This is a genomic window from Myroides sp. N17-2 (genome assembly GCF_002286775.1).
GTDB lineage: Bacteria > Bacteroidota > Bacteroidia > Flavobacteriales > Flavobacteriaceae > Flavobacterium.
The window spans coordinates 135,073-160,880 of record NZ_NSGJ01000002.1 but is presented as its reverse complement, the minus strand read 5'-3'; the positions used below and the strand labels follow the sequence as shown (position 1 = coordinate 160,880).

21 protein-coding genes are annotated in these 25,808 nt (G+C 34.1%); 2 read left to right on the top strand and 19 right to left on the bottom strand.

Annotated features, from left to right (window positions below; genetic code table 11):
• Positions 1-16: 16 nt before the first annotated feature.
• The 10 genes from CF599_RS01970 to CF599_RS01925 form a co-directional block, all read right to left on the bottom strand.
• The gene (locus tag CF599_RS01970) at positions 17-1,147 is read right to left on the bottom strand and encodes an Mrp/NBP35 family ATP-binding protein (RefSeq protein WP_121964361.1); all 1,131 of its coding nucleotides are present in this window, start codon (positions 1,145-1,147) and stop codon (positions 17-19) included.
• Between the two features lie 117 nt (positions 1,148-1,264).
• Positions 1,265-2,560: a TolC family protein gene (locus CF599_RS01965; RefSeq protein ID WP_121964360.1), complete on the bottom strand. Its 1,296-nt coding sequence runs from the start codon at positions 2,558-2,560 to the stop codon at positions 1,265-1,267.
• The gene (locus CF599_RS01960) at positions 2,553-4,979 is read right to left on the bottom strand and encodes an ABC transporter permease (RefSeq protein ID WP_121964359.1); all 2,427 of its coding nucleotides are present in this window, start codon (positions 4,977-4,979) and stop codon (positions 2,553-2,555) included. Before CF599_RS01960 ends, CF599_RS01965 begins: the two co-directional genes overlap by 8 nt.
• 23 nt (positions 4,980-5,002) lie before the next feature.
• On the bottom strand, positions 5,003-5,833 hold the full coding sequence (locus CF599_RS01955; RefSeq protein ID WP_121964436.1) for a GIN domain-containing protein: 831 nt from the start codon (positions 5,831-5,833) through the stop codon (positions 5,003-5,005).
• Positions 5,834-5,852: 19 nt separating this feature from the next.
• Positions 5,853-8,306: an ABC transporter permease gene (locus CF599_RS01950; RefSeq protein ID WP_121964358.1), complete on the bottom strand. Its 2,454-nt coding sequence runs from the start codon at positions 8,304-8,306 to the stop codon at positions 5,853-5,855.
• A gap of 2 nt (positions 8,307-8,308) precedes the next feature.
• Positions 8,309-10,756 carry an ABC transporter permease gene (locus CF599_RS01945; RefSeq protein WP_121964357.1) on the bottom strand — a complete coding sequence of 816 codons (2,448 nt, stop codon included), beginning with the start codon at positions 10,754-10,756 and terminating at the stop codon, positions 8,309-8,311.
• 2 nt (positions 10,757-10,758) lie between these two features.
• Positions 10,759-13,137 carry an ABC transporter permease gene (locus CF599_RS01940; RefSeq protein WP_121964356.1) on the bottom strand — a complete coding sequence of 793 codons (2,379 nt, stop codon included), beginning with the start codon at positions 13,135-13,137 and terminating at the stop codon, positions 10,759-10,761.
• 3 nt (positions 13,138-13,140) lie between these two features.
• A complete protein-coding gene (locus CF599_RS01935; protein WP_121964355.1) occupies positions 13,141-13,896 on the bottom strand; it encodes a GIN domain-containing protein in 756 nt (251 codons plus the stop codon).
• A 12-nt stretch (positions 13,897-13,908) separates the two neighbouring features.
• Positions 13,909-14,592: an ABC transporter ATP-binding protein gene (locus CF599_RS01930; RefSeq protein WP_121964435.1), complete on the bottom strand. Its 684-nt coding sequence runs from the start codon at positions 14,590-14,592 to the stop codon at positions 13,909-13,911.
• A 23-nt stretch (positions 14,593-14,615) separates the two neighbouring features.
• Entirely contained in the window at positions 14,616-15,857 is a 1,242-nt protein-coding gene (locus CF599_RS01925; protein ID WP_158221762.1) for an efflux RND transporter periplasmic adaptor subunit, read from the bottom strand.
• 152 nt (positions 15,858-16,009) lie between these two features.
• On the opposite strand from CF599_RS01925, the gene CF599_RS01920 reads away from it, so the two are divergent.
• Both CF599_RS01920 and CF599_RS01915 read left to right on the top strand, forming a co-directional pair.
• A complete protein-coding gene (locus tag CF599_RS01920) occupies positions 16,010-17,356 on the top strand; it encodes a sigma-54 dependent transcriptional regulator (protein WP_121964353.1) in 1,347 nt (448 codons plus the stop codon).
• A gap of 8 nt (positions 17,357-17,364) precedes the next feature.
• Positions 17,365-18,696, top strand: coding sequence for a PAS domain-containing sensor histidine kinase (locus tag CF599_RS01915; RefSeq protein WP_121964352.1), 1,332 nt, complete (start codon positions 17,365-17,367; stop codon positions 18,694-18,696).
• A gap of 125 nt (positions 18,697-18,821) precedes the next feature.
• Here the strand turns inward: CF599_RS01915 and CF599_RS01910 are convergent, their stop codons facing one another.
• The 9 genes from CF599_RS01910 to CF599_RS01870 form a co-directional block, all read right to left on the bottom strand.
• Positions 18,822-19,370: a hypothetical protein gene (locus tag CF599_RS01910; RefSeq protein ID WP_121964351.1), complete on the bottom strand. Its 549-nt coding sequence runs from the start codon at positions 19,368-19,370 to the stop codon at positions 18,822-18,824.
• Complete coding sequence (locus CF599_RS01905; RefSeq protein ID WP_121964350.1) at positions 19,361-20,617, bottom strand: AAA family ATPase; 1,257 nt, start codon at positions 20,615-20,617, stop codon at positions 19,361-19,363. The genes CF599_RS01910 and CF599_RS01905 overlap by 10 nt, the downstream gene beginning before the upstream one ends.
• A gap of 188 nt (positions 20,618-20,805) precedes the next feature.
• Positions 20,806-21,345, bottom strand: coding sequence for an STM3941 family protein (locus CF599_RS01900; protein WP_121964349.1), 540 nt, complete (start codon positions 21,343-21,345; stop codon positions 20,806-20,808).
• 108 nt (positions 21,346-21,453) lie between these two features.
• On the bottom strand, positions 21,454-21,936 hold the full coding sequence (locus CF599_RS01895; protein ID WP_121964348.1) for a hypothetical protein: 483 nt from the start codon (positions 21,934-21,936) through the stop codon (positions 21,454-21,456).
• Between the two features lie 27 nt (positions 21,937-21,963).
• Complete coding sequence (locus tag CF599_RS01890; protein ID WP_158221761.1) at positions 21,964-22,416, bottom strand: lipocalin family protein; 453 nt, start codon at positions 22,414-22,416, stop codon at positions 21,964-21,966.
• A 593-nt stretch (positions 22,417-23,009) separates the two neighbouring features.
• Entirely contained in the window at positions 23,010-23,345 is a 336-nt protein-coding gene (locus tag CF599_RS01885) for an MGMT family protein (protein ID WP_121964346.1), read from the bottom strand.
• A complete protein-coding gene (locus tag CF599_RS01880) occupies positions 23,345-23,971 on the bottom strand; it encodes an amino acid permease (protein ID WP_121964345.1) in 627 nt (208 codons plus the stop codon). Before CF599_RS01880 ends, CF599_RS01885 begins: the two co-directional genes overlap by 1 nt.
• A gap of 1 nt (position 23,972) precedes the next feature.
• Positions 23,973-24,644: a tRNA (guanosine(46)-N7)-methyltransferase TrmB gene (gene trmB / locus CF599_RS01875; protein ID WP_121964344.1), complete on the bottom strand. Its 672-nt coding sequence runs from the start codon at positions 24,642-24,644 to the stop codon at positions 23,973-23,975.
• Between the two features lie 102 nt (positions 24,645-24,746).
• On the bottom strand, positions 24,747-25,808 hold the full coding sequence (locus CF599_RS01870; protein WP_121964343.1) for a cell wall metabolism sensor histidine kinase WalK: 1,062 nt from the start codon (positions 25,806-25,808) through the stop codon (positions 24,747-24,749).

The following is a 25,808-nucleotide window of genomic DNA, read 5'->3' as shown; positions in this document are numbered from 1 at the left end:
TTTCCTATAATTTATCTTATTTTTTCTTAACAGAAGAACATCCTGCCATTGTTGTAATCTTGATAGCTTCAGTAGCAGGTAATGACTCATTACGCAATACAACTTGTTCTACAACATTTCTACTTAAATCTTCAAATACTTTTGAGATGATAGAATCATTCTGTAAAGCTGCTGGGCGACCATAATCACCTGCTTCACGAATGCTCTGTACGATAGGCACTTCTCCTAAGAAAGGTACATCAAGATCAGCTGCTAAGTTTCTAGCACCATTCTCTCCGAAGATATAGTATTTATTATTTGGTAATTCTTCTGGTGTGAAATATGCCATATTCTCAACTATACCTAATACTGGTACATTAATACTCTCTGACATAAACATAGATACTCCTTTCTTAGCATCAGCAAGTGCTACTGCCTGTGGTGTAGATACCACTACAGCTCCAGTAATAGGTAGAGACTGCATAATCGATAAGTGAATATCACCAGTACCAGGAGGTAAGTCTAAAAGTAAGAAATCTAATTCTCCCCAATCTGCATCGAAGATCATCTGATTTAATGCTTTAGCAGCCATAGGTCCTCTCCAGATAATAGCTTGGTCTCCTTTAGTGAAGAATCCAATAGAAAGAATTTCTACTCCATAAGAAGAAACTGGCTTCATCTTAGAACGCCCATCAACCTCTATAGAAATAGGTTTAGATCCCTCTACATCAAACATAATAGGCATAGATGGTCCATAGATATCAGCATCTAGTACTCCTACTTTAAAGCCCATATTAGCTAAACTAGCAGCTATATTGGCTGTGATAGTAGATTTACCTACTCCTCCTTTTCCTGAAGATATTGCTACGATATTTTTAATACCAGGGATAGCTTTACCTTTGATTTCAGGCTTTTCAGGAGCTTCTACTTTTATATTTACTTTTACTTTTGCTTTGTCATAGACTTGATCGTGAATAGCTTTCATCACGTCCACTTCTGCTCTTTTTTTGATATGTAAAGCTGGAGTGCTTAATACTAAGTCCACTACTACTTCGTCACCGAAAGTCATTACATTACTTACAGCTCCACTCTCTACCATATTTTTCCCTTCACCAGCTAGAGTTATCGTCTCTAATGCTTTAAGGATTTCTTTTCTATCTAATTTCATTATATGCGATTAGTTTTCAACAATTTAATATAAATTCTGACTAACGCAAATATAGTGGGAATATTTGAAATCTTAATGTTAATATATTCTAAATACAAATAATGTTATAAGTCTATTCTATAGCGAATTCGTATAATAAAGTCTGCGTTTATCTTCCATAAAAGAATGGTTATATGCATTCTTTATGAGTGCAAATTGTGAATTCAACAATTGGTTTTTAGCACCATTAAATGAGAAGATATCTACCTGACCATTTTCATACTTTGCTTGAGTAGTACTAAAAGATTTCTCAGATAATTCGATACTCTTTTGCAGCTGTTTAGCGATGTCCTCTAGCTGTATAATTTCGTTATCTAACTCCTTTACTTGGTTAGCAAGCGAAACTTCACTTTCCTTTATTTTCACAGTATTTAAGCGCAGTTCCTCTTGTTTCACTCGAAGCTGACGACGTACATTCCCTCCTTGAAAAACAGGTATACTTAAACCAAAACTAACATACTGACTTTTGTTATCACCCATCTGTTTTGAGAACGGATTACTACGCAATTCTACATCACTATTAAACGGTTTAGAATAGAAAGAACCATACTGATAATTCCCTACTAAACGAGGTAGGTTTTTAGATCTGATCAGCTTCTTTTCTTGCTCTAAAACTTGTTGTTGTAACTTCGCTTTTTCTACAGTAGGATTAAACTCGTAAGCTGTTAATTGTGCCATAGATTCCTCCTTTTGTACCAAGCTAAAACTTTCTACATCTATGCCCTCATAGTTTAGCAAATGAAGTAATCTAAGTTTTTGATTATAGAGTGTATTCTGAGTTTGCTTGATACTAATTGTTTCACTATGGTAGATATATTCTATATCATAAAAATCACTTTTAGGTTTAGCTCCTGCCTCTACTTCTTTCTGTACACGTTCAAGATTAGCCTTACTATTTACTAATTGCTGTTGTTGAATTTCCAAAAAAGCCTGTGATCCTATAGCTTCGTAAAACAATTCTAATAATGTAGATTGATATTGAAAGAGCACATCTGCTTCATTTAACTTAGCATAATCAATGCTCAATAAATCTCTCTTATGTTGTATAAAATTACTGTAATCAAATAATGTAACACCCGCATCTAAAGAAGCACGAGTAGATTGTATATTTGAACTTACACGGCTATTCGTATTAGGGTCAATGGCAGAACCAAAATTATAACTCTGTCCACCGTTAAAGGTTATATCAGGAAGGTAATAAGACCCCACGCTCTGCTTCTGACGCTCACTTACCTGAGTTTCTAAAGCAGATATCATAAGCTTTAGACTATTCTCTTTTCCTTTATTCACACAGTCTTGTAATGTCCATTTTTCTTGAGACAGACACACTGTGCTAAATAAAATTCCAAACAATAAACACCATCTATTACTCATAATTAATATACTTTAAAACATTGATACGCGTAGCCCTCCAGGCCTTAAACATCACTAATACTAATGAGAAACAGGTTAATACTCCCCATGATACCGCAAAAGGCACCCAACTCAATTCTATATGATAAGCAAAACCTTCTAACCATATCCTTAAGATATATACCACAGGATATACTGATATCATAAATCCAAACATACAGTAGACAAAATACTTTTTAGTCAACTGATAAATTAAGCCGCCTACCTCAGCACCAAGTACCTTTCGAATAGCTATTTCTTTTAATCTATTCTGAATACTAAATGCTACAATAGCGATTAGTCCAAAAAGAGCAATAAACACTGATACAACAGTAAGAATCATAAATAGGGTACGCTGATACAGTGTACTTTCATAACTTTTAGCAAAGTCTTGATTCGCAAAACTGTACTTTATAGGGTAAGTACTATCTACTCGTTTTTTCCAAAACTCTTCTATTCTATCTAGAGTAGCTTGTGTATCTTCAGTATCAATCTTTACAGATATAGTCCCTAACATTAAGTGAAACCAGTCTGCTGCATTCGGCAAAAAATAAGTACAAGGTGCCACCTCTGCAGAAAATCCTTGTGTATTCATATTATTTACAACGCCGATAATAGTAAATAATTTATTGTTCCATCTCACTTCTCGCCCAAGTACATTGTCTCCTAAATTAAAAGTACGTACAAAAGATTCGTTGACTAATATATTAGCCGCACCATCATTCTTTACGTTAGGATCAAAAAAACGACCTTCTTTTAAAGTGACACCGAAAGTCTCTTTAAAACCTTCGTCTATAATTATATTACCGCTTTGGGCACTTACATCACCTATATAGTTAGTAGAATTACTATAATAAACACCTCCAAAATTAACGGAATGAGCTGTTACAGACTTGACTCCTTTAATCTTTTTAAATTCAGAGACGAATTGTTTAAAGTAAGTGTCTTTATTATCAACTTTGTCAACTTTATAGTTTATGTTAATTACTTGCTCCCCTTTAAAGCCCAAGTCTTGATTTAACAGATAATCAACTTGCTTATTCACTATTATTGTTACTGTCAAAAAGAAGAATGCTATAAAAAACTGTACAACCAAGAGTGTATTACGAATAACAACTCCTGACTTACTTCTCATATAATTTCCCTTGAGCACTTTCAGCGTCTCAAAAGAAGAAATAAACAGTGCAGGCAATACCCCTGCTACAATAATTAGAATAAGGAAAACTCCTATTAACAAGGGAATAAACTCAATAATATTAAATACAACTGTTCTGTTGATCAATAAATTAAAATAAGGCAATACTAATTCAACCATCGCAGTTGCTAACAACAAACTTACTCCTATCGTTATCGCCGTCTCAAAAACATACTGATAGACTAATTGTCTTCTAGAACTTCCTAATGTCTTGCGTATCCCAACTTCTTTAGCACGGTTAAATCCAGATACTAAAGAAAGATTAACTGTATTCAGTATCGTTAACAACACTAGTAAAACAGAAGCCCCAACTAATATATACAGCATCTTACCTGCTAAAGCTCCTGCTCCTAAGATAGACGATTGAGGATTTAAATGAACATCTTTGAGTGGGTAGAAATAAAACATCTCTCCTTTAAACTCTTTTTTAATCAGTTCATCTACCGTTATTCCTTCTGATTTAGCACCACTTTGCAGAAGAGGATCATATAACACCCTTGCTATTCTATCCTTTACATCTGCTAATACTACACCTTCTTTTAGTTTTATTAGTAAGTTGTAATTAGCATCAGACCAATTACCTGCTCTATTATTAGCTATCCATTCTTCCGCTTCATAAGAGATAATTCCCTTAGGAGATAATGACGAATTTCCAGGTATTTTATAGACTAAACGAACAGATAGCACGAGACCCTCACTAACTGTAATGCTTTTCCCAATAGGGTTTACACCCTTCCCAAACAATCTTTCTGATTGGGTTAAATCTATAGCAATAGCATCTTGCCAATGTTCTTGATAATCTGCACTACTACCATAAATCTCTTCATAAGGAAAAAACTCAAAGAACGAGGCTTGCACTCCTTTCACGTCATACAAATACTCTTTCTTTCCATCAATCTCAATGCTCCATTCACCCCAATTATTATAACTAAAGTTATACACCTCTATTACATCACTTAACTGATCTAACTGATTGGCAAAAGGAGCAGATAACCACGGCATAGGTTCATCATTAAAATTTCGATAAACCTCATATACTCTATCTTTATATGGATTCCACTGATCATAACTCTTCTCATGCTTCCAATATAGCATAGCCAATAGTAAGGCTGTTATCCCAATAGACAACCCAAAAATATTTAAAACAGAGAAGAACTTACTCTTTAAAAAGTTCTTTAAATAAAGCTTGAACCAATTATTAATCATTAGAATCCATATTAGGCTTTAAACTAATCTACTTTCTTAACTTGACCAGACGATGATGTTTTAGCATCCACTATTTTAGCTGATCCTGTATATTTAATAAGACCAGATGAACTAGCTTTTCCATTTACCTCATCAGTCACATTAAACAACATAGAACCTGAAGAACTAGCTTTTCCATCTAATGTTTTAACAGAAAAACTACCTGCTTTAATACTTCCACTGCTTGATGCAGATGCATCAACTTTATTTGCGCTACCTGATACTTTTAGATCTGCAGAACTACTAGCACTGAAACTTGCATTCTTTGCCTTCAATGTGATATCAATGTCTGCTGATGAACTTGCGCTTGCTGAAGCATTGTTCATCACTTCAAATTTCCCATTTATATCTGCAGAAGAGCTAGCCTCTAAAGACAGATTATCAGCCTGTACTAGTTCTCCATTATATCTACCAGAACTACTTACCTTAACGTCAAATGACTTCGCTTTGGCCTTGTTTAACAAATTAAACTTCGATGATGAAGATAGTCTCACTCCTTCTAGAGTAGGATTACTAATAGTCACTGTTACTTTTCCAAATTCTTTTGTATTGATACCATTAAACCATTTTTTATTAGACTTTTGGTCTATATATATTCTTAGTTCTCCATTACTACCTACTTCAGTTATTACATCCTTCATATTCTCAGATTTCTCTACTTCTACCACGACATTTTTAGCCCCTCCATAAGTAAAGTTAACTTCTATCGCTTGTGAAGATTTTACTGAACTAAAGTCATTCACTTGACGAGTTTCTTTTGATTGTGCGAACACACTTCCTCCTACTAATAAGAAGAACATTACTAATTTTTTCATATTTAAATTTGTTTTATGGTTATTCATATTTTATATACTTCAACATATTTACCTTCGTTGCTGACCACGCTTTTATAAAGACCACCGTCCCCGTCAATACAATAATCGCAACAAAGCTTAATATAAAAGGCAATACTCCTATCTCTATTCTAAAGGCGTAATCACTTAACCATTTATTCAGAAAATAATAACTAGGAAATACTGCAAAAGCATAGCCTACAAGGCACATTATTAGATACTGTAGAGATAATTGTTTTAATAAACTAGCAGAACTTGCACCTAACACCTTTCGAATGGCTACTTCTCTCAGTCTATTATTAATATTAAAAGACGCTAAGCTAAACAGCCCAAACAAAGCAATAAATACAACTACTGTATTTAAGGTAATAAAAATATTGCGCTCTTTCTTCACATTATCAAATGTCTTAGCAAAGCGTTTATCTGCGAACTCATAACTAAATGGTTCTTCAGACACATCTCTTCGTTCCCAAATATTCGCTAGCTCATTCATTGTTTTTTCTACATTATCTCCCTTTACTTTTACTGAGATTTGTCTACTATTAAGCCCAACCCAATCCACGGTCTTTAAGTGAAAGTAAACTAATGGTACATAATTAGCTTTAAGATTATATAAGTTAAAGTCCTTAACTACACCCACTATGGTTAATGGTATCTCATTCCAATCGATTACTTTTCCTATAGGATTAGCCTCTTTCATCTCATAAGCTGTACGCTCACTAATCAGAATATTAGATATTGTATCACTAGCAAACTCAGGAGACAGCATTCTACCCTCTTTCATTTTAATATCAAACATATCAAGATAGTTATAGTCCATCCCCACATTTATCCCCTGAACTTTATTACCTTTATACATAAAGCTTGAAGAACTCCCCATACTACTCGCTATACTTATAGATGCTATTGTCACATCTTCCACGCCACTTACTTTTGTCATTTCTTCCTTGAGTGAATAATAAAGTTTCACCCTATCTTCATAAGTTACTTTAGGGACATAAGGAATTAAAACCACTTGTTCACCTTTAAACCCAAGATCCTTATTCATCATATAATCCACCTGTTGGTAAACGATATAACTTCCTATCATAAAAAAGCACGCCACAACAAATTGTATGACTAACATCGCATTTTTCAGAGTATTTCCTTTCTTGCTTTTATTCACCTCTCCTTTTAATACTTCTAAAGTTTTAAAACTAGCCGTAAACACAGCAGGTACAATACCTGCCAATAATACAATAAGAACAATAAACAAGATTAACCAAGGAATAATAAAAATCAGTTCTACCTCCATCTTAGAATCTAAGAACACCTTTAGCCAAGGTAGCGAAAACTCAATAATCACAAAGGCAACAATACACGCTAGCAACGAAGTAATCAACGCTTCAAATAATCCTTGAGATATCAAATTTAATCTAGTTGCTCCAAGTGTCTTTCTAATACCAACCTCACGTGTACGACTAATAGCCTGCGCTGTAGTTAGATTGACATAATTAAACACAGATAAAATTAATATCAACAGAGATAATCCTATCATAATATACATTCTCGAGACATTAGTCGCCCCTTCAGGTGTACCTGTTAACCAAGTAGCCTTTTGCATCCTTTGATTGGCAAGTGAGTGAAGTCTAAACCCTTTATCCTTTTCTTTAATAAATTCCTCTAAAGTCTTCCCCTCTTCTTTCTCCATATACTCCTCCACAGTCATCCCTTTCTCTCTAGCTAATGGGACATATACCTCTTTTACAAGTATATCTTTTATCAAACTTGCTACTTCTGATGTATATTTAGCGTCATCTAGCTTTAACCATATAGACGAATTATAATTACCCCAAGAGTCTATTGCGTCCTTTTCGTACTTATCTACAGGGTTAATTAGTATATCTGCCATAACAGAATGCCTCTTCTGCCCAAGGCTGTAAACAGCACTCACGACATACGTTTCTTTATTAAAAACAAAAGACTGACCTATCACATCTACTTTTCCGAATAGCACTTTCGCATACTCATCTGCTATAACTGCAGTATTAGGTCCTGAAAAAGGCTTTTTCTTATCGCCTTTTAGAATTTCAAAAGGGAAGAAGTCAAAGAAATTAGATTGTACTGTTCCTATCTTATCTACTAACCTCTTAACTCCATTTATGGTCATTACTCCACTATCATAATAATTATCCATAAAGGTGTAATCAACCACATGACTAGAACTCTCCTTTAACTTCGCACCAAACGGATAAGGAAGTTTTACCCAACTTGTTTCCGCATTCATTACAGACTCGACAGTGAATACATTATCCTTATTAGGATTAGACTGATCATAAGATGCCTCCTCTCTATAATGTACAAAAGACAAAATAACTGAAGCGAAACCAACTCCCAAACTAAGTAGTGTCAGAATAAAATAAACCTTATTCTTCAACACATTAGACCAATAAATCTTTAACCAGTTCTTTAACATCGCTACTCGTATTTGATATATTTCAACACATCTACTCTAGTCGCTTTATAAGCACGACTTAACACTACTATGATTGTTAATACAAGTATCAACAATAAACTAAACACATATATACTCCAGTCTATCTCTATGCGGTAAGCATAGTTCTCTAACCACTTACTCAAGAAGTAATAACTAGGGAATACTGCTATCCCAAATCCAATTAAGCAATAGACTATATATTGGAATGATAGTTGTCTTAATAAACCACCTGTATCTGCACCAAGCACTTTGCGAATAGCTACTTCTCTTAATCGAGTTCCTATAGTAAATGACGATACTGCAAACAATCCAAATAAGGCAATGAAGACGACAAAACAACTTAAAACATTAAATATCTTCTTCTCCATCTGTACTTTATTGAATGTCTCTTGAAACTGCTTATCGACAAATTCGTATTTAAATACATCCTTATCTCCAGCATTATACTTCTTCCATAATTTCTCGACATCTATAATAGTCTTACTAATATCTTCGGGATCAAGCTTAACATACACGACAGAATACATTCCATAGCTATGCTTACTCTCGGGTATATAAGAATACACAAATGGCAATATTTTTTCTTCAAGTCCCTCTACATTAAAGTCTTTAACTATCCCCACTATTGTTTTCTTCTTACCTAGATGTTCTATTGGAGTATCAAGAGGTTTAGCCAAATTCATTGTACGAACGAAAGTCTCATTCACCACAACATTATCTAAACTATCAGAAGATAATTTAGCAGATAACATTCGCCCTTCTTTTAATTCAATCTCTAATACGTCGAAGAAATTATAGTCTATCATAGCATTATTAATCATCACATTCTCTTTTCCATTGTTATGATAGGTTCCGAATACACCCCCACGATTACCTGCAAAGCTTACATTACTAGTCGATACCGCTTCAATTCCTTTTACCTTCTCTAATTCTGCTTTAAAGCTTGCATATTTAGTAGCACGTTTTCCTGTATATTTACTACTACTTAGAAACTCTATATTAATAACTTGATCCCCTTTAAAACCAAGACTTTTATTGAGCATAAAGCTTACTTGCTCATTCACAATCACAGAACCAATAATAAAGAAACAAGCTATAGCGAATTGAAGAACTAAGAATCCATTACTAAGCCACCTCCCTCCTTTAGTTCCTACTATATTTCCCTTTAATAGTTTTACCGTTCCGAATCTTGAAACAAAAAAAGCAGGGACACTACCACATATCAAAATCACAAAAACAGTAATGACAAGTAAAACAGCTAAATCATTGATAAATGAGAAAGTGATACTCGTTTCTAAATAAACATTGATATAAGGTAGAATGAGCTCAATACTACAAATAGCCAATACTAAAGAGATGATAACTACAATGGTTGTTTCAAAAATACTCTGTTGATAAAAACTATTTTTACCAGCCCCCGCCACTCTTCTCATCCCTATTTCTTTACCTCTATTTACTACTTGAGTCAGAGATAGATTGACATAATTAAAAATAGACAGTAACAAGATTGTTATTGATAGATAAATACAGACATTTAACATCTGTACATTAGCACTACCTACAGGAAAGAGTCTCTTATTAGGTAACATATGGCAGTCTACTAACTTGTGTAGCACTATATCTCCTGTATAGTATTTAAAAGGCTCTTCTTCTTTATATTGCTCTAATGTTAGACCTTCCTTCTCCGCCTTAGGTTGATTAACATATTTATCTCTAAGCTCTATAATAGCCTTTTTAATCTTATCAGGCTGTTTAGTCTTCACACATAAAATTAATCCAAACTCCTCCCAGTCATCACTATTATTAGGATTTACTAATAAATTATTCATAACTGCATTAGGAGCAAAAGAACTACGTAGATCTCCTATTTTATATACTCCTGAAATAATAAACTTGGTGTTATCCTGTTCATCATATTCAGGATTTATAGCTTCTATTGCCTTACCTATTGGATTTACTCCAACCCCGAACAGTGTCTCAGCGATTTTAATATCTATCGCTACATCATTAGGGTTAACCAATGCTTTCTCTGCATTGCCATATACAAACTCGAATGGAAAAAAGTCGAAGAAATTATCCTGTACTGTATAAGTATCCTTTAACTCAGTCTTCTTGTCCTTATAACTAAAATTCAAAGAACCTTTATATCCATAGTACATATAATCATCTAGTTCCTTATAATTATCCTTTAGATATCTTCCCATAGGACGAAACTGATCAGTCATAGAGAAGTTTGGAGCTACTGTTTCAACGATATACACCTCATCCTTATACGGATTCCATTGATCATAACTAGACTCCTCTAAATAATATAATGATGCCAATACCACTGACGCTATACCTATCGCCAACCCCACTACTGTCAACAAGAAATACATCTTGTGCTTCATCGTATTGTACCAATAAATCTTTAACCAGTTCTTTAACATCCTTATTCGTATTTGATGTAATTAATAATATTTATCTGTACTGCTCTATACATCTTATTTATCAGTACTATAAAGACTAGCATAGATAGAATCACAAATGATAGTATAAAAGGATAAACAGCTATCTCTGTGTGATCTATAAACTTATCTAACCATTTATTCATTAACCAATACGTTGGGTAGATCACTAATAAGTAAGCAATAACTGTAGTAACCATAAAAGGTTTCAACAACTTCATAAACAATTCTTTCTCACTTGCCCCTAGTACCTTGCGTATCACTATCTCTCTTAATCGTTGTTCTATAACAAATGACATAACAGCGTATAATCCAAATAAGGCTATTAGCACTACTGCACCGTTCCACAGCATAAACATATTGCGTTGAGATAGTGTCTTTTGATAAGTCTGTGCAAATTGTTGCTTGACAACCATAGCCTCAAACGGATACTCATAATCCACATTCACTATCCAGTAAGCATGTAGTCTTTCAAGAGTTTCTTCCTGCTCCTTTGGATCTATTTGCACAGATAGAGACTCTATACCATAAGGCAGGAACTCTATATCTCTCCAATAAAACAAAAGCATTGGCTTAATACTCTCTTCAAAACCATCTCTATTAAAATCACCTATTACACCCTTGATAATAAAAGTATTTCCATCATAGGCAATGACTTTACCAACTACCTCACTTGGCTTCTCTCCTAACTTATCAGCAAATTTCTTATTGATATATACAACAGGTAAATCAGCTTCAATATCCTCTTTCTCAGATAACATCTCAAATCCCATCATCTTAAGATAAGATTCATCTATACCATCCATAATAAAGTCAGTGACTTTCTGCTGCTGATAGTACACTGTATGATTCGTATTCATACTACTTCCTTTAAACGAAATAGTGGACAACCCTACATCTTGAACCCCCTTAATCTGTTTAATCTCTTCTACAAGTTTAGGTGTTCGATACAGCTTACGTCTTATCTGTTGTGTATATAACTTAACCTGATGTACCTGCTCCCCCTTAAACCCAAGCTCTTTATTTTGCATATAATCTACCTGATTATACACTAGCCATCCCGCTATCAAAAAGAAGAAAGCTGTAGCAATCTGTACTCCCACAAATACCATCCTCCATTTTGAGATTCTAACGTTCAGTAACACTTGGCCTCCTTTAGTACTTTGTCTTGCAATAACACTAGCATATAAAGCAGGTAATAAACCTCCAATACAAATAACACTTAACATAATAACTACAATAATAATCCCCATAGTTCCCCATGAGAATACTAAGTGCTGATGTAAGAAATTATTATAAATCGGCAAACTCAGTTCTACTAATACTAATGCGATAACTAATGCGATAACGACATTTAATAAAGTCTCAAATATCACCTGAACAACCAACTGTGTCTTAGAAGCTCCTATCACTCGTCTTAAAGTAAACTCTTTCGCTCTACTCAATACATTCGCTTGATTCAAACTGATGTAATTCACTAATGTCAAGACGAATATCAAGAATGAACACCCTGTGATTAAACCAATAGTGTCTCTCTTCGTTTTTCCCTCTAAAAGTGTCGTTTGTTTTGTTTCAAAGCGAGTCTCGCTTAGTGGTATTAACCTAGATATTATCTCATCTCCCCTATCCTCAAAGTATTTATTACTCTTCTTTCTATTATAATAAACTTCTTCTAGCTCTTGAAGCAGAGTCGTAGTATTAATATGCTTATTTTTCTTAAATACTAACCCACCTACATTCTCTTGCCATAATGCATTATTATCTTTTGTGTTATACTCTATATTAGCAAGTACCACATCAGGCATTATCGTCGCACGTTTATCTAATTCATACACACCACTGATGATATACTTCTGATGCGCTAAGGATAACGTATCTCCTACAGGGTTTTTATCTCCAAAAAACTGTGTTGCTAGAGTAGACGAAATCGCTATAGACAAATCATCTTCAAATAACTTCTCTTGATCCCCATACTTAAATTCGAAAGGAAAAAAGTGAAAGAATGTCTCTTGTGTATTTAATATCTTGTGTACAATACCTTGTTCAGATTTGCTTTCCCCATAGAAGTCTAGATATTCTAATGCATAGTAGCAATAGTCTTCTGCTAGTTTATTTTCTAACAAATAAGGCCCTACTCCTGCAGGTATAAAGATAGAATTGGCCTGTTTACCCATTTCTAGATTAAGCTCATACATAGCATCAACACCAGGTACCCATCTGTTATAACTATGCTCACTCTTATAGTAAGTCACAGCTAAGATGACAGATGCCATACCTACCGCTAGCCCTATGATATTCCATATAAAGAACAACTTAGAGTTACTGATGTTTTTGATATATATTTTAATCCAATTCTTTAGCATATACTAATTTCCTGCCTTAACTGAACCCATTGAGTCCGTATATTTTTTTATTTCTTTTGGCGTATTATAATAGATTACTTTACCCATCGAATCTGCATAGGCATTAAGACTCTCCGTAGGATATACTTCCGCTTTACCCATCGAATCCACTTCTGCTTTTACCGTTTTCGCTTTTAGCCCCTTTCCTGCAAATGAACCTGCACTATCTACATTCACCACTAATGATTCTACATCACCTGTCACTTCTACACGACCTGCCGAATCTACACTTGCCTTCATTGTCTTAGCGGTTACATTTCCGACATATTTAGATGCTGAATCTACATTGATGCTTATTGTATTTACAGAGAAATTAGCATTCACAGATCCAGCTCCATCAGCAGATACCTTAGCATTATCTCCAGACACTCTGCCAGTCACCACTATTCTCCCAACAGCACTAGCATAATAATTAAGTATAGACTTCTGAGAAACATTCACTGTAGCTCTTCCTATATTTTTATATCTTCTATTCGAAGACTTTAAGTCTACGATTAACTTTGTCCCCACTTGTCTCACCTGAATTAGCTCTCCTAAACCATCACTATCTCCGATGACTTCTACTGTGTTAGAATCTTTAGTTGCATCTACATTGACTAGTACTAGAGCAGAGACTTCTATACTCTGTACACCACCGCTGATTGTAACTGTTTGCTTATCCTGTCCGTGCATTATGAAAGACAGTAGAGCAGCTATTAATGTTAATAAAAAACGTATCATAATCTTTTGCTTTTATTCTGCAAAAACATCCACAATCTTAGTATTTATCTTCTCTGATAATATCATACCATCTTTCATTAAGATTGTGCGTTCTGAGTACGACGCATCGTGATTCGAGTGAGTCACCATAATTATCGTAGCTCCCTGTTGGTGCAGCTCTGTTAATAATTCCATTACCTCATTTCCATTCTTACTATCTAGGTTTCCTGTAGGCTCATCGGCTAAGATGATCTTAGGGTTAGTTACTAACGCACGACCTACAGCCACACGTTGTTGTTGACCTCCTGATAATTGTTGTGGATAATGTTTCAGTCTGTGAACGATGTTTAGTCGTTCTGCTATCTCCATTACTCTTTTCTTACGTTCACTACTAGACACTTTATTATAGATAAGAGGTAATTCTATATTATCATATACGGACAACTCATCTATTAAATTAAAGTTTTGAAAGATAAATCCGATATTCTCTTTTCTGATTTGTGCACGCTGACCTTCTGTTAATCCTACCATCTCTTTATCTAATAACAAATAGCTTCCACTACTCGCATTATCTAATAATCCGATGATATTAAGTAATGTTGATTTACCACATCCTGATGGCCCCATCACTGAGATAAACTCTCCCTTTCTCACATTTAACGAAACTTGATTTAAAGCCGTTGTCTCTATTTCTTCTGTTTGAAACACACGAGACATTTCTTTGATTGCTATTACCATAATTATTCCTCTATGTTTAAATGTTCTACTCTTAAATAATCTTTATAACTTGATACTATTACTTCCTCACCTACTTCTAATCCTGAAATTACCTCATAGTAAGCAGGATTCTCACGTCCTAATTCTACATTTCTCCTTACCGCCTTATTATTCTTTACCACATATACCCATTCTCCTTTAGTGTCCTGATAGAAGTTCCCTTTAGGTAGTAGTAATGCCTTTTCTTTACCTGATAAGAACAGTTTCACCCCATAAGTCGTCCCCTCTTGTAGTTTTAATTCCTCTGTCGTATCAAAGGCTAAGTGTACTTCAAATCTTCCGTTTTTCACTTCAGGTAATACCTTGATTACTTCCACATTCACGATCTTTCCTTTCATTTCGATCTGACCGCGCTGTCTCAAGATAATCTTATCTAAATAAAACTCATCTACCTGAGCCACTAATTTATATCCCTCCATTACATCTATCTTACCGATACTCTCTCCTCCATTATAAGTCTTTCCTAAGATCGCTTCAAAAGATGATAACCTACCTGATACAGGCGCTTTAAGTAAGAAGTTCTGCTTATTTTCTCTCAGCTGTTCTAAACTTCTATTCATTACAGCTAATGACTGATCTATTTGTCTAACTTGTAATATATTACTTTGTTTCTCTTTTTGAATACTTTCTTCCATCAGTGCTTTGCGCTTTTTCTGATAATTCAACGCTTCTTTTGTTTTGTTCCAATCACTCTCTGATAGTATCTCTTGATCGTGTAACTTCTTGTTCAAATCATATTGAAGCTCTGCATTCTTATAGTCGTACTCTATGCTTATTAAATCTTTCGTTAAATTTAGTTCTTGATTGCGAATATTCATCTTATTCACGTTTAAATTATTCATTTGTTCTATCAAAGAAGCCTCTTGAGACATAAAACTAAACTCAGAACTCGGATTGTAAAGCCTCACTAATGGTTGTCCTTTCTCTACTATACTCCCATTCTCTACTAATCGCTCTAATACAGCCCCACCTTCAGTAATATTTACTAACAAAGAGTGTAGTGGCTCTACGTGCGACTGAAAAGAAATATACTCTTCAAAAAAGTTCTCTTCCACAGAGCGAACTCTAATCTCTTTCTTAGAAACATTCAACGCTATATTCTGAAAGAAAGTAACATAACTCACCAATCCCAAAGCGATAATACCAACTATGATGAGTATTATCTTAACTTTTTTTCTATTTTTACGAGGAATAGTACGATCCATTATTAACTGTTTTATAAGTATACTAACAATAATGTGCCAATCATTAAAAAACACATTAAATACTACTAATCAACAACTTAATAATAATCAATAAAAACAACTGTTCACTATCGGACACTAAATCGTTCGCTTTTGAAATACACCATACAATCATGAGAAAAACTAACGCCACAATTCTTGTATTAGACGACAATTCCGAAGTACTTATCGCGGCAAAAATGCTTCTAAAAAGACACTTCGAAAACATATTGACGAATAATAACCCTAAAAAATTAGCTGAAATACTTTCTCAAGAAGAAGTAGACGTAATTATTTTAGACATGAACTATCGCGTCGGTTTTGAGGATGGTAAAGAAGGTATCTTTTGGTTTAAAGAGATTAAGAAAATATCTCCTACTACTCAGATTATTCTAATGACTTCTTATGGTAAAGTAGAGACTGCCGTAGAGGGCATCAAACTTGGTGCTGTAGATTATATCCTTAAGCCATGGAACAATGAATCTCTTATAGATACAGTCAAAGGTGTAGTGAAACAACTTCGAAAAAAAGAAACAATAACAGAGAATCCACTAAAAGAAGATAATGTCTTTATCGGTCAGGCTACAAGCATACAAAAGGTATATACAATGGCAGGACGTGTAGCGAAGACTGATGTAAACGCGCTAATCTTAGGTGAGAATGGTACCGGAAAATATGTACTAGCGAAATATATCCACGACAATTCCCCTCGTAAAGACCAACCTTTTATACATGTAGACCTAGGTTCTCTAAACGAAAATCTATTCGAAAGTGAGTTATTTGGTTACGCTAAAGGGGCATTCACAGATGCCAAACAAGATACAGAAGGGAGATTTGAAGCGGCTAATGGAGGTACGATATTCTTAGATGAAATAGGGAATGTACCACTACATTTACAGGCAAAACTACTTCAAGTCATTCAGTCCAAAAGTGTAATCAGGCTAGGCGAATCAAAGACTCGTCCTGTAGATATCCGCATCATTACAGCGACTAACGCTAATATAGAACAAGAAGTAACGGACAAACTGTTTAGAGAAGATCTTTACTACCGTATTAATACAGTGACACTTCAGTTGCCTCCACTACGTGAGCGACTAGAAGACATCCTTCCACTAATGCAATTCTTTATCAAGGAGTACGCAAATAAATATGACCGTACTGTTCCGACAATTAGTGAATCTACCCAACAAGCGCTGCGATGCTATGATTGGAAAGGAAATATACGCGAAATGCAAAACAGAGTAGAACGCGCACTGATTCTTACAGAAGAAGACGAGTTAAACCTTACTGATTTTGGTATCTCACCTACTATGATTAATGATAATATCACAGAAGAGAATACCCTACAGGATATGGAACGCCAATCTATCTTAAAAGCTTTAGAAAAGCACGATGGCAATATCTCTCAGACCGCAGAAGAACTAGGTCTATCAAGAGCTGCCTTATACAGAAGATTAGAAAAATACAATATTAAAAACTAAGTAATACTATGCAGTCATTTCACTTTAAAGCATTTTTGCGCATTATCGTTATCCTTGCATTTGGATTATTGGGGATGTACTTATTTAAAGTAGGTCTTACCTATTCTTTTTTATTAGTATGTATCTTGATTATCGCTTTATTCTCTGAATTATACTTCTTTCAGAAGAGGTATTATTCTGCGATAGACCGCATTGTACTAGCGATGATATATGATGACTATTCACTTAAAACAACAAAAGTCCAAGCTAACGAAACACTAAACAACTTACAGCGTTTATATCAAAAGCTTCAAACTCAACAACAACAAAACGAAATACGCGAATTAGTCTATCTCAATATATTAAACAATATAGAGTCCGGTATTCTTATTCTAGAAAAGAAAGGCGAACAATGGGAAATATTCTTTATTAATGACTATTTCTCTACCTTATTTGATATCCCTAAGATCAAATCATGGACTAATCTAGAGCGCTTACTACCCTCTTTAGCAAATCATCTGCAACTACTAGACTTTAAGGAGTCAAAAGAATCTATAGACATCAAAATAGAAGATGAAGAGAAACAAACCTTTATGCTTCAAACTTCTAATACTACTAGTCAAAATCAAGAGTACTTCATCGTATTATTAGATTCTATCCAGAAAGTATTAGAGAAAAAAGAGAAAGACACATGGGAAAATCTAATGAAGATTATCTCACACGAGATAATGAATTCCCTAACTCCTATTCACTCTCTAGCGCATAATACGCAACAGATATTAGAGGAAGAAGAACACCTATCTGAAGAGGATATAGATGATATCAAACTAAGTATTAATACTATAGTTAATCGTACAGATCACTTACAGCAATTCATCAATAACTATAGAAAATTAACGATGTTAGCCTCTCCTAAAAAACAAGTAGTAGATCCTAACCACATCATCAAACTAAGTGTGGAGACACTGATGCCTCTATTTAAAAACAACCAAATAGCAGTACACACTAATCTCTCACTACAGACTACTGTAGAATGGGACGCTAAGCAAATGGAACAAGTATTTATCAACCTACTGACTAATGCTATCCACGCAACAGCTAAGCAAAAAATAAAAGAAATAAATATCAACCTATACGAGAAGAACAACCGTCTCTGTATAGATATAGAAGACAGCGGAGCAGGGATACTAGCCGAGATTAAAGAAAAAATATTTATCCCCTTCTACACCACCCGTGAAGAAGGAGCAGGTATCGGGCTTCCCCTATCTAAGAACATCGTAGAGATGCATAATGGGTACCTAACTTATAACAGACGCGAAGACAAAACTGTATTCAGTCTTAACTTCTCAATTTATAATTAAGAATCTGTTCCTACTGCATAATGTGCAAACTCATTATCATGCGCCTCTATCATTAACATGAACATATAGCTTCATAGACTATATAAAAACAAAACTCCACTGATTAAGTGGAGTTTCTTTATCATCTAAGCAACATCATAAGAAGTTGATAATTTCACTTCAATATTTAGCCCTATTTTATCTCTTAAAATATCATTCTGTACACCATAATTCTGCGGAACTCTATAAGTGCTGTAATTCTTATTGCTAATAATTGGATTGCGTATTAAATCTCTTTTATCAGAATGATGCTCTTTAAAACTCTGTATCGTTTCTTCAAACTTTCTACACGCATCCGTAAACCATCCTTTTCCCAATCCTGTTTTTATCTCAAAAAACACAACAAAGTGTTCTGCCTTAAAAAGAAACCCTTCACATCGTTTGATTAATTCATCACCTATCGAAGCACTACTAAAAGTATCATCGCCAACCAATCTAAAAACATCTATACAATAATCTATTGCTCTGTACTCTACCTCATATCTATTAGGATTATGAACCGTAAAATCCCAAGTATCCTCATCGTCGTACTTCACAAATGCAGGTGTATTACTATTCGAATTTGCATCACTAATCCCTACCTTCCTAGTAGAAATAACGGTCAAACAAGAAGTATCAAAAAAATCTACTCGCATAAATCTTCTATTTGAAATAATTCTGAAAACTGTATATTGATATCTTCTAAACTATCATTTAAATAGTTCTCATCAGAAGGCAATCCTTTATACATTTCTAACTGTTCAATACTTCCTTTTTCTTCATCCAATTGATATACCATTAAGTCATCTATACCTAATAATGCGTCTAGAGGCACTACATTACTCACCCTGTTTAGAGCCTCAATATTATCTACTGCTAATTGCGCTACACGGCCAGCCTTGACTGCCAATGTCAAATAATTAATCAAATAAGGGCTATGCGTAGTTAAGACTAATTGGTTATACTCATTCTCATTATTATAAGCGAGTAACTTATTAAGTACCTTACGTTGAGACTTAGGGAATAAGTTCTGTTCTAATTCTTCTACAATATTGATTACGCTACGACAGATGTATTTGTTCTCAACCTCACTATATCCTTCTCGATTTTTATAGTACGTCTCGTTTGTAGGACTATTTATATTCTTATCAAATAAACCACTAACTTCATCAATATATCTAATTTGCTGATCTGTACTAAGTAAATTAATAAGTTTCTCTTTATCCTGTTTAATAAACTGCGATAGATAATCTGATACTAAGTACAAGGGTACTACAGAATGAAATCCACTAGAAGCTTCAGTTACTTTTAGTCGTTTATTATTGACCACTACATAGCTATTATCAGAAGAAGAATCATATAAGAAGTTAGCGTTATTAATAGGTAAACTAACTTCCTTATCTTTATTTGCTAGCTGAGCATATCTATATTCTATCAGGTACGTCTGTAAACTACCCGCTACAAGACTAGACACGTGAGTAAGATTCTCTATCGAACTCAACACATTTCGCTCCGCAGGTACATACATCACCTTAGGAAGAACAATATTATCTATATTTAACAAGGTACCTTCTACATCATATTTGCCATCTTTCTCTACTACTTTTAAATGGTAATATTTTCCTTCATACTCAAGCTCTGATGAAGATTCAATATAATTCTGTAAACGATGATAAGCTAATAAATCAAGAAAAGTATTCTCTTTTAATGGCATTACTTTATCACCTCTAATCAATGCTTTCTCTAACCAAGTAAAGACGGAAATAAGTTTAGCTACAGTACTTTTACCCGAACCTTGATCACCTATAAACACAGTCACCTTATGGATATCTATCCACCCATCATTAGCAATATTCCCTTCTCTTATTGGCCCAAAGTTCTTAACCTTAATTCTTCTCAGCATTGTATTAACTATATTATACTCCCAAATATAAAACCATTTTATATATTTATATAAATTATATTACACATTTATCAACATCTCTAAATGTAATTTACTCATTTACTGATATGACGACATGAAATACTACTCTCTAAAAACACTAAATATTTTATATAAATTTTATGTAATCTACCTATTAAATCTATCAACTATTCTATAACTCTCACCCTCTCATAATACTCTTTTATTTCTCGATGTGCTACCCTGCCATCGCCTTCAATGTATTCGCCAGAGAGTGCATCAAATAAGCTTAACCCAAAAAGACGTTGTACTAAGCGCTTATGAAGTGGCAATTGATTTAATAGAAGTTCTTTATTCCTCATCTTTACGCCTATACCATGTTTATTGCGAAACCCAATATAAATCACATCTTCTATATCCTTCCATTTTATAGTAATATTATGTTCATAGTTAGTTATTCCTTTAGGTGACAATCTTAATAGCACGACCTTGTTAGTAGATTTTTTCCATACAACCACACCATTACAAATAAGTAAAACTCCCATAACGAAGAATAAAAGTAACAACAAAGTCATCTGCCAAAACTCTACTAATAAAGAGAACGTAATACTAGCATCTCTTAATATAAAATAGCTTAATATCATCCCAAACATTAAACTAATAAAGCCCAAGATCAGCATACTCCTTCCCATACTAACTCCATAGTAATATAACTTCTCTTCTTTCATTCAGTGAATTTTAGCTGTAAATATAGCGATATAAGCTAAATGCCAACAAAAAAAGGAGAGTCTCTATCTGCTGATATGGACTCTCCTTCTTGAGTATAATTAATTACATTATTTCACCCTTCTCATATACATTTCTAAGTATTGAAATGCGATACCATTATAAATAAATGGCTTTTCTAACTTTTGGAATAAGACAAGTGTATTACCATTCAGACTCTTAATATCAAGAAATACATCTTCATCAAGGTCGCCATTTTCATCCTTCTCATAAATGCGATTTCCTCTTAATTCATATCCACTCATATCTATCACCTCAATACAATTACCATTGTAATCTTTACCTTCGTATTTAACATACCCCATCTGACTCTCAGTAAATGACATAACCAACACTCCACAGTTATCCTTATTCTCGGCAGCAGCTTCGCCTAATAGTTTCTTCTTTGGATCAAATACTTTAGATGACACATGCTCCCAACTACCAAACAAATCTGCTTTATTAAAAGTCGGTGTGCTATTATCGTCACTAGAACACCCTGTAACACTTATCATCACGATAGACATGACGAACAACATGATAATTTTTTTCATAATATTATATTTTAAAATCTAAATACTTTACAATTTCTCATATGTAAGTTCAACATACTGAAATGCAGAACCATTATACTCAACAGGCTTAGCCAATTTAACCATCACTGTTAATATATCCTTAGTCAAGTTTATGATCTCAAAATGTTCTTGTATTCCATTCTCATCTATCGTACTAATCACATCCTTCGCAACTGAATATTTTAATATTGTGTGAGCTTCTATGCAGTTGTCATCCCCATCCCTACCTACATAATGCATGACATCAATCTCATCTGCTCCTATAGTCCATATCATTTGCCCGCAATTAAAATCATCTTTAGGTACACTTTCTTCAATAAGCTTCTTATCAGCATCAAATGATTTCACAGTTATCGAACTCCACGCTCCTGCTAAATCATCTTTAGTATAAGATGCCTTCTCTTGACAACTAACCATAGTCAAAAAACAAACTACCATAAACAATACTACTTTCCTCATTCTCAACAAACTTTTCATTTTCTATAAATATAAGTCTTTTTATAAACACATTATTCAACAATTCAAACACTTAGCACTACTCTTCATCCTCACTAAAATAATTGTAACATAGAAGAAGAATAACTGAAGAATAAAAGGAGTATCCTTGGGCAAACACACCTCTTACCCCGGTATTCTCCTATAATACTCCTACTATTGTCCTAGAATCCCACACAAAGGTGCGTCATTACTGCGGTTAAAGGTAGTTTAAAAATTAATTACCATTTAGAGCAAAACAACACTAACGCTTAAAAATCAACATATTGATCCCATTTATTCTCAAAAACAAACTAAAAAAAATCTGCATTTTTAATAGAAGATCTATCTAATTAGATATAATAAGACTCTTAGATCAAAAAACATGACCAAAACAGAATCAGTTAATCAATAAAATAGAAAAAAACAGATTGAATTAGATAAAATTATACAATGAAATATCTAGAAAAGGATAGATTAGAGTAGAGTGCACAATTAGCGCTAATAAACAATCAATAAGGATTATATTATACTCACTATGAGTAATACTCTGATTTTACAAGATATAAACAGGCCTGTTATTCTCCTTCTTGGATTTTTGGCTCCCACAGTAGTTCTTTGAAGTTGACTACTTTATTATCGATAACCTCGACACCTTCATTCTCCAATAATTGTTGCATTAGATTGGTTCCATCGAAGTGAAACTTACCTGTCAACATGCCGTTGCGATTAACTACGCGATGAGCAGGTACTGTATCATCATTATGAGATGCATTCATAGCATACCCTACCATACGAGCAGAACGCGCAGCTCCTATGGCTCTTGCAATAGCTCCATAAGTAGTCACTCTACCCTCTGGAATCTGCCTCGCTACAGTAAAGACGCGTTCAAAGAAACTCTCTTCGGCAGCCATTACTTAAGTAATTTATAGATAGTGATTAGACAAATTACACCTGTAATCGTCCCAATAACATAGTTGATATTACGAAGAATAAAAGCATCCTCTCTTGATGGTTTTTTAAACAAGGATACATAGATATAAAACATCATTCCTGATCCTAATACTACTCCTAACGAAAAGAATGTAGTACAAAGAATATCAAAAATAGGAAAGTCATAAGTAGCTAATGTAATACTTAGGAATACGTAATAAGGTATCAGAAAAACATTAATCGAGGCAAGGAAAACTCCATATATAAAAGGAGACTTTCTCTTCTCTAGATTATCAGCTTTTTTCTTCTCTTTCTTTTTAGCAAAGAACAAAAAGTAAATAGTCAGGATAGCAAAAATAGCTAGCCCTATCTCGTGAAGTGCCTCAGTAATACCAGGGCTTGAATCAATAAGCTTAGAAAAGAAAATCGCGACAAAAGTCTGTATAAAAATAACAGTTAAGGCTCCTAAGATATAGTGAAACGCTTGGCGTCCTCCCTCTTCCTTAGCAATCTTAACTGCTGTCATATTAAGCAGCCCTGGAAGAGAAACTCCCAAGGTAGCTGCTAAAAAACCGAAAAATAAAAGTGTGATAACTTCTACTCCCATCTTACTTTATTCTAAATTGAATGTAAGTTATAGGTTTATTTTGTTCTAAATACTGTGATTCGTAAAAAGTTTGGATCTCAGTTACTACACTTGGTGCACCCTCATTCTTATAAATGTGGTGGTTCGCGTAGATAACTTCATGTCCTTCTCCATGAAGAAGTCCTAATGTGTATCCGTGCATAAATTCACTATCCGTTTTTAAATTCATTACTCCATCTGCAGTAAGAACTTTCTTATAACGCTGTAAAAATTCACTATTCGTAAGACGGTGTTTAGTACGTTTATATTTAATCTGAGGGTCTGGGAAAGTAATCCAAATCTCACTAACTTCTCCTGCTGCAAACGCATGCTCGATCAACTCGATTTGCGTACGTAAGAAAGCTACATTAGTCATTCCTGACTCTACAGCAGTCTTCGCACCACGCCAAAAACGAGCTCCCTTAATATCTATACCGATAAAGTTCTTCTCCGGATAACGTTTTGCTAATTCTACCGTGTATTCTCCTTTTCCACATCCAAGTTCTAAAACAATAGGATTGTCATTCTTAAATACATCTTTCCCCCAATTACCCTTTTGAGGTAATTCACCTATCATATCTTCTCTAGTCGGTTGATATACAATATCAAAAGTTTCGTTTTCTCTAAATCGCTTTAGTTTATTTTTGCTTCCCACGTGATATACTTCATTATAAATTTGCGCAAAATTAAGTAATTATAGTGAAACTATCCTATTTTAATTTTATACAAGGACAATAGATATAAGATTGGTTGATAATTAATTATCTAAAGGAGCAACTAATGCTTTCTCTAAAGTGAATGAGAACTCTGATCCATAACCAAAGCTACTTTCTACATAAATATGTTCTTCATGAGCCTCTACAATATGCTTTACGATAGATAAACCAAGTCCTGAACCACCTACAGTACGAGCACCACTTTTATCAACTCGATAAAAACGCTCAAATAATCGAGAGACATTTTCCTTCCTAATTCCCGTACCATTATCAGTTACCCTCACGATAAGTTTATTATCCACAAGATCTTCGATACTGACTTCTGTAGTTCCCTTTTCTTTCCCATATTTGATAGAGTTATCAATAAGGTTTGTGATTACTTGTCCTATACGTTCTTTGTCACCAACTACATAAATAGGTTTATTATAGTTAAGATCGAATATTAAAGAGATGTTTCGTTTTTTCGCTTTATAGTCAAGAAAATCATATGCATGTCTAATCGTCTCCACGATATCAAAAGTAACAACATTCAAATGAAGATCTCCGGACTCAAGTTTAGTAATCATATCTAAATCGTTAACGATATAAATAAGTCTGTCTACACTCTGTGCGGCTCTCTCTATATATCTATCTCTAACCTTTAGATCATCGATAGCTCCGTCCTGAAGTGTCTCTAAATAACTTTGTATAGTGAATAGAGGTGTTTTTAATTCGTGAGAAATATTACCTAAAAAATCACGTCTATACTCTTCCCTAACTTGTAGGGACTCAATTTCTATCTTCTTGTTCTTTGCAAACTTTTGAATCTCTTCTGTAAGGGTCTGCATATCTGTAGTAACAGCTTTACTTCTTAAATCTGTATGTTCTAATAATGATACATTATCATAAATCTTCTTGATACGACGGTAGATAAAGTGCTCTACACGGTACTGAAGAATAAAAAAAGAAACAGTGTATAAAAAAACAAGGTAGCCTAATACTACCCAGAAAGGTATATCTAGGTAAAAGACTCCGATAGGTAAGGTTACAATAAAGCTTATCACTGTAATAGCGAGTGAAGACTTTACTGCGAATTTATAAGAACTCTTATATTTTATAGCCAT

Coding starts and splice junctions, on each gene's coding strand:
- CF599_RS01970 (WP_121964361.1), bottom strand. CDS start 1,147: ATGAAATTAGATAGAAAAGAAATCCTTAAAGCATTAGAGACGATAACT.
- CF599_RS01965 (WP_121964360.1), bottom strand. CDS start 2,560: ATGAGTAATAGATGGTGTTTATTGTTTGGAATTTTATTTAGCACAGTG.
- CF599_RS01960 (WP_121964359.1), bottom strand. CDS start 4,979: ATGATTAATAATTGGTTCAAGCTTTATTTAAAGAACTTTTTAAAGAGT.
- CF599_RS01955 (WP_121964436.1), bottom strand. CDS start 5,833: ATGAAAAAATTAGTAATGTTCTTCTTATTAGTAGGAGGAAGTGTGTTC.
- CF599_RS01950 (WP_121964358.1), bottom strand. CDS start 8,306: ATGTTAAAGAACTGGTTAAAGATTTATTGGTCTAATGTGTTGAAGAAT.
- CF599_RS01945 (WP_121964357.1), bottom strand. CDS start 10,756: ATGTTAAAGAACTGGTTAAAGATTTATTGGTACAATACGATGAAGCAC.
- CF599_RS01940 (WP_121964356.1), bottom strand. CDS start 13,137: ATGCTAAAGAATTGGATTAAAATATATATCAAAAACATCAGTAACTCT.
- CF599_RS01935 (WP_121964355.1), bottom strand. CDS start 13,896: ATGATACGTTTTTTATTAACATTAATAGCTGCTCTACTGTCTTTCATA.
- CF599_RS01930 (WP_121964435.1), bottom strand. CDS start 14,592: ATGTCTCGTGTGTTTCAAACAGAAGAAATAGAGACAACGGCTTTAAAT.
- CF599_RS01925 (WP_158221762.1), bottom strand. CDS start 15,857: ATGGATCGTACTATTCCTCGTAAAAATAGAAAAAAAGTTAAGATAATA.
- CF599_RS01920 (WP_121964353.1), top strand. CDS start 16,010: ATGAGAAAAACTAACGCCACAATTCTTGTATTAGACGACAATTCCGAA.
- CF599_RS01915 (WP_121964352.1), top strand. CDS start 17,365: ATGCAGTCATTTCACTTTAAAGCATTTTTGCGCATTATCGTTATCCTT.
- CF599_RS01910 (WP_121964351.1), bottom strand. CDS start 19,370: ATGCGAGTAGATTTTTTTGATACTTCTTGTTTGACCGTTATTTCTACT.
- CF599_RS01905 (WP_121964350.1), bottom strand. CDS start 20,617: ATGCTGAGAAGAATTAAGGTTAAGAACTTTGGGCCAATAAGAGAAGGG.
- CF599_RS01900 (WP_121964349.1), bottom strand. CDS start 21,345: ATGAAAGAAGAGAAGTTATATTACTATGGAGTTAGTATGGGAAGGAGT.
- CF599_RS01895 (WP_121964348.1), bottom strand. CDS start 21,936: ATGAAAAAAATTATCATGTTGTTCGTCATGTCTATCGTGATGATAAGT.
- CF599_RS01890 (WP_158221761.1), bottom strand. CDS start 22,416: ATGAGGAAAGTAGTATTGTTTATGGTAGTTTGTTTTTTGACTATGGTT.
- CF599_RS01885 (WP_121964346.1), bottom strand. CDS start 23,345: ATGGCTGCCGAAGAGAGTTTCTTTGAACGCGTCTTTACTGTAGCGAGG.
- CF599_RS01880 (WP_121964345.1), bottom strand. CDS start 23,971: ATGGGAGTAGAAGTTATCACACTTTTATTTTTCGGTTTTTTAGCAGCT.
- CF599_RS01870 (WP_121964343.1), bottom strand. CDS start 25,808: ATGGCTATAAAATATAAGAGTTCTTATAAATTCGCAGTAAAGTCTTCA.